Genomic DNA, 3,965 nt, shown 5'->3' with positions numbered 1-3,965 from the left:
AGAAATATTTACTTACATTTACAACACACAACAAAACATAAACCGCATTAAAACGACGGTTTATCCAGAACGTTGGCGGTAATTTGAGGAAACACAAAATATGAAAGAAATAATTGACAAAATATCATCATACAATTTATTCAATTACTTATTTCCAGGAATAATTTTTGTTATTATTCTTCGAGAAATAACAAAGTATGATTTAGTACAAGAAAATAATATTTTAGGTGCCTTTTTATACTATTTTATTGGTCTAATCATAAGTAGGTTTGGTTCATTAATTATTGGGGAAATTCTTCAAAGTAAAAAATTGAAATTTATAAAATTCGCAGACTATTCAGAATTTATTTTTGCTAGTGATAAAGACAAGAAAATTGAATTATTCTCTGAAATTAATAATATGTATAGAACGTTAATTTCTCTTTTCTGTCTACTATTATTTTCAAAACTTTATCAAAAAATTTCCGATTGGCTAAATATATCTGAAAGCCTATCATATACTTTATTAATAATAAGTCTAATTATTTTGTTTGTCTTTTCGTATAGAAAACAGACAAGTTTTATAACCAAAAGAGTTGCAACCAGAAATAAAGAAAATAAATGAAACAAATAATTTTTAATGTTGGAGGAGCACTTTCATCTTATATAGAATTTGATGATAAAAAGTTACTAGTTGATATTGGAAAAAGTCAAGATTTTAACCCTATTTCTGACTTTTTAAATCCATTATTTATTAAAAGAAATAATGAAAAAAGCACATTTTCCCCAAATAAATTCAAATTAGACCAACTAGTTATAAGCCATCCTCACAATGACCATATTTCAAGTATAAAAGAATTTGATGATTTTTTTCACGCAGATTTGTTGACCTGTCCGAATGACAATGATGGAATGCCTGATGGGCATAAAATAAATTGGGAGTTATTTGAAGAAAGTAAAAATATAGATAAATTAAAAGAAATGCTAGTTGGAAGAACTCCTCCTTTAAGAACAACTAGCGACCAAAATGAATTCATCTATTATATTCCACCAGAAGAATGTGAAGATGATAAAACACTATCAAATGAAAGTTATTGTAACAACATATCAATCGTTGTATTCCTAATAGTAAACCAACATCGAGTATTTTTTCCTGCTGACATCCAAAAAGAAGGAATGAAATATTTATTAGATAATAACTTTAATTTAAGAAACAAATTAAAAGGTGGAGTTGATGTTTTGGTTGCTCCTCATCACGGATTACGTTCTTCTTTTAGCACCCAAATGTTCGGTGAAATGAAAAATGGTAAGACTAATTGTTTGAATGTGGTCTCAGAGAAAGTAAATACTTCAGACAATAGAGAAGTTGATACAAGATATAGTACATATGAATATTGTGAAGGTAAAAACAATATTGGTGGTGACGAAAACCATTATCAAGTTAAAACTTCAAGAGGACATATTTTAATTGATTATAACCCAACAAATCAACCGACTTTTGAGATTATAACTGATACTGACGAATTAATTGAAAAGTTTAATCGAATATAAAAACTACCGCCAACAATGTATATAAAAAATAGGGCATAAAGTGCTAAAACAAAGGCTTGTGCTTATTTACAAAGTCCGCCATATTTTTAATTTGTATTTTAGAAAAACGAAAAGATAAAAATAAAATGAAAAATATGGCTAAGTGTATAACCGAAAGTAAGTGCTTATCAACTGCCCTACTTTTCATATACTAACCGTTGTGGTTTATATGACTCGTCAAACGGCTGAATCGAATATTTTAAATACAAAAAGTCAAAAATAATTGCTAAATTTAAACTACTATGAAAAAAAACAAATTAATTAGCTTCTTAAAAATTGGAATTCTATTCTTTGGAATTTCTCTATTACTATGGAATTGTGAAAAAGAAAACAGTTTAAACCAATTCACGAATAATAATTCTACTAACCTAAAGATTACGTCAACTACTTTAGAACAAGTTAATTCTAATAAAGATTTAGAAACTACAATGAACTCATTTAAATCTGTTTTAGATATTTCTAAAGCGTATAGTAAGTCTTCTAAAAATGAAAATAGTAGTACAATAACTATTCTTACAGACTCTATTGTTAAAATTGAATCCGGATTCTCTACTTCTTATACTTTTAATATTTTAACACCTACAAGTGCCTCTTCTGATTTTGAAAACTTTGTTATTGAAAAAAAAAATGATACAGTTCAGTTATATATTTGGAGATATACTTATGTTGGAAACTCAGAAGATTATCCTTTTACAATTAGTCGATTAAATGTGGATAGTAAAGTACTTAATAATGCTAATATAGAATACAAAAGTAATAATTATTACTCAAAATATCAATCTATTTTCTATGATCATGCAAGTGGTTGTTGGTTTTATCAAGATGATTCATCTGGAGCAATAGGACTTCTTTCTTGTGGAGAAACTTCTGGAGGAGATGGAGGAGGTACAAGTGGAGCAAGTAATTCTGGTGGTGGCTTTACAGGAAATAATGGTGGTTATTTTGGAGGGTCAACAGACAACGACCCTTCTCCTACTGGCGGAGGTGGAGGAAGTCAAAGCAATTCTAATTCTAACTCAAATACTTCTTATTCGATACCTTTGTTTGTGCCATATGAAAAGCAAATTGCTGATTGTCTTGGCCCTCAAAATTATAACTATACTTTATGGTTAGACAATTCTAATACTGATTATAGAGATATTAAAAATGTTTCTACGCTTTTAAATAATAATGATTGTAGTTCTGAAAGTCAAGAGTTTGCTTTAAAAGCTATTAAAGCTTTAGAGGAAGGGGCAGAAGTAGATTTTGATGAACAAATTATTAATAAGCTTACAGGTAAGGCAGATTGTGTATACAATAAGTTGTTATCAAGTGGGTCTTCTAATTTTCACAATATGATTACAGATTTATTTATTGAATTTGGAGATAATAATATTGGTGGTAGAAATTTAACTTTTAAAATGTCTAGTGATTTACCAAATGATGTTGGTGGAAAGACTCAAGTTGATAGTAATGGAGATTATCGTATTTTAATAAATGAAAATTTAATGAGTACCTTGTCATCTATTGAAGTTGCAGCAATTTTAGTTCATGAAATGGCTCATGCTTTTTTAGGAAAGCATTATAACGATTCTAATTCTAGTTTCACTGAATTATACGAAAAATACATTAATGATACTGGTATACAAAATTATAGTCATGATATAATGAGAGACCAATTTATTAATCGAATGGCTACTGCTATCAGAAATTATGATAATTCAATATTTTCGAGTTTTGAAGACTATAAAGTTTTAGCATCGCAAGGAGTGTTTGAATTAACGAATGACCAAAAAGATAATTTATTTGCTGTTAAATTAATATCTAGAAATAATGACACAAATTGTAATTAAAAAATATAAATATTTAATAGGAATATTTATAATACTTTGTATTGTTTCAATAACAGTATCGAGGTGTTTAAAAAAAGAAAATCTTTATTTATTATATAACAATGAAATTGCTGACTGTCAACATATCGATAAATATGAAAAGAATAAATACCCGTTATGTCATAAAGGAATATATCTTTTTGAGAAAATCAATAATAAACCCCTCGTTTTTATAGATAATTTAAAAACATTAAAATTGACGGCTAAAAAAGATTTTTTTAAGTATTCTACTTACAGTAATATAAATATATTTTTAGTAATTAAAAAAGGGGGTATGTATGAGGTTTTACCAGTTAAAATTTTTCAAGTTTTGAGTTAAAAAAACAAATACAAACCACAACACCGTATAAAATTAATTGCTTGTAATAGCTAATTTACGAAAGTCCTCGCGGACTTTCTATCTGTGATTTATTTACTAACTTTAGTGCTTAAAACACGCAACTAACCATATACAACAACGTTGTAATTTATTGTTCAGAAAAACTGAAACGCTTGAAAAAACAGCAAAATGAAATTGTACGAATG

General features: G+C 27.6%; 4 protein-coding genes. All 4 read left to right on the top strand.

Going from position 1 to position 3,965, the window contains the following annotated elements; translation table 11 throughout:
- The first annotated feature begins 100 nt into the window (after positions 1-100).
- Complete coding sequence (locus tag Q0733_RS12790; protein ID WP_298782698.1) at positions 101-604, top strand: hypothetical protein; 504 nt, start codon at positions 101-103, stop codon at positions 602-604.
- The gene (locus tag Q0733_RS12785) at positions 601-1,530 is read left to right on the top strand and encodes an MBL fold metallo-hydrolase (RefSeq protein ID WP_298782696.1); all 930 of its coding nucleotides are present in this window, start codon (positions 601-603) and stop codon (positions 1,528-1,530) included. Before Q0733_RS12790 ends, Q0733_RS12785 begins: the two co-directional genes overlap by 4 nt.
- 281 nt (positions 1,531-1,811) lie before the next feature.
- Positions 1,812-3,401 carry a SprT-like domain-containing protein gene (locus Q0733_RS12780; RefSeq protein ID WP_298782695.1) on the top strand — a complete coding sequence of 530 codons (1,590 nt, stop codon included), beginning with the start codon at positions 1,812-1,814 and terminating at the stop codon, positions 3,399-3,401.
- Positions 3,382-3,759 (top strand): hypothetical protein, encoded by a 378-nt coding sequence (locus tag Q0733_RS12775; RefSeq protein ID WP_298782693.1) that lies wholly within the window; start codon positions 3,382-3,384, stop codon positions 3,757-3,759. The genes Q0733_RS12780 and Q0733_RS12775 overlap by 20 nt, the downstream gene beginning before the upstream one ends.
- Positions 3,760-3,965 lie beyond the last annotated feature (206 nt).

Source organism: uncultured Polaribacter sp., from assembly GCF_947500975.1.
Taxonomy (GTDB): domain Bacteria; phylum Bacteroidota; class Bacteroidia; order Flavobacteriales; family Flavobacteriaceae; genus Polaribacter.
Note: the sequence above shows the minus strand (reverse complement) of the source record. Positions and strands in the feature narration are given on the sequence as shown.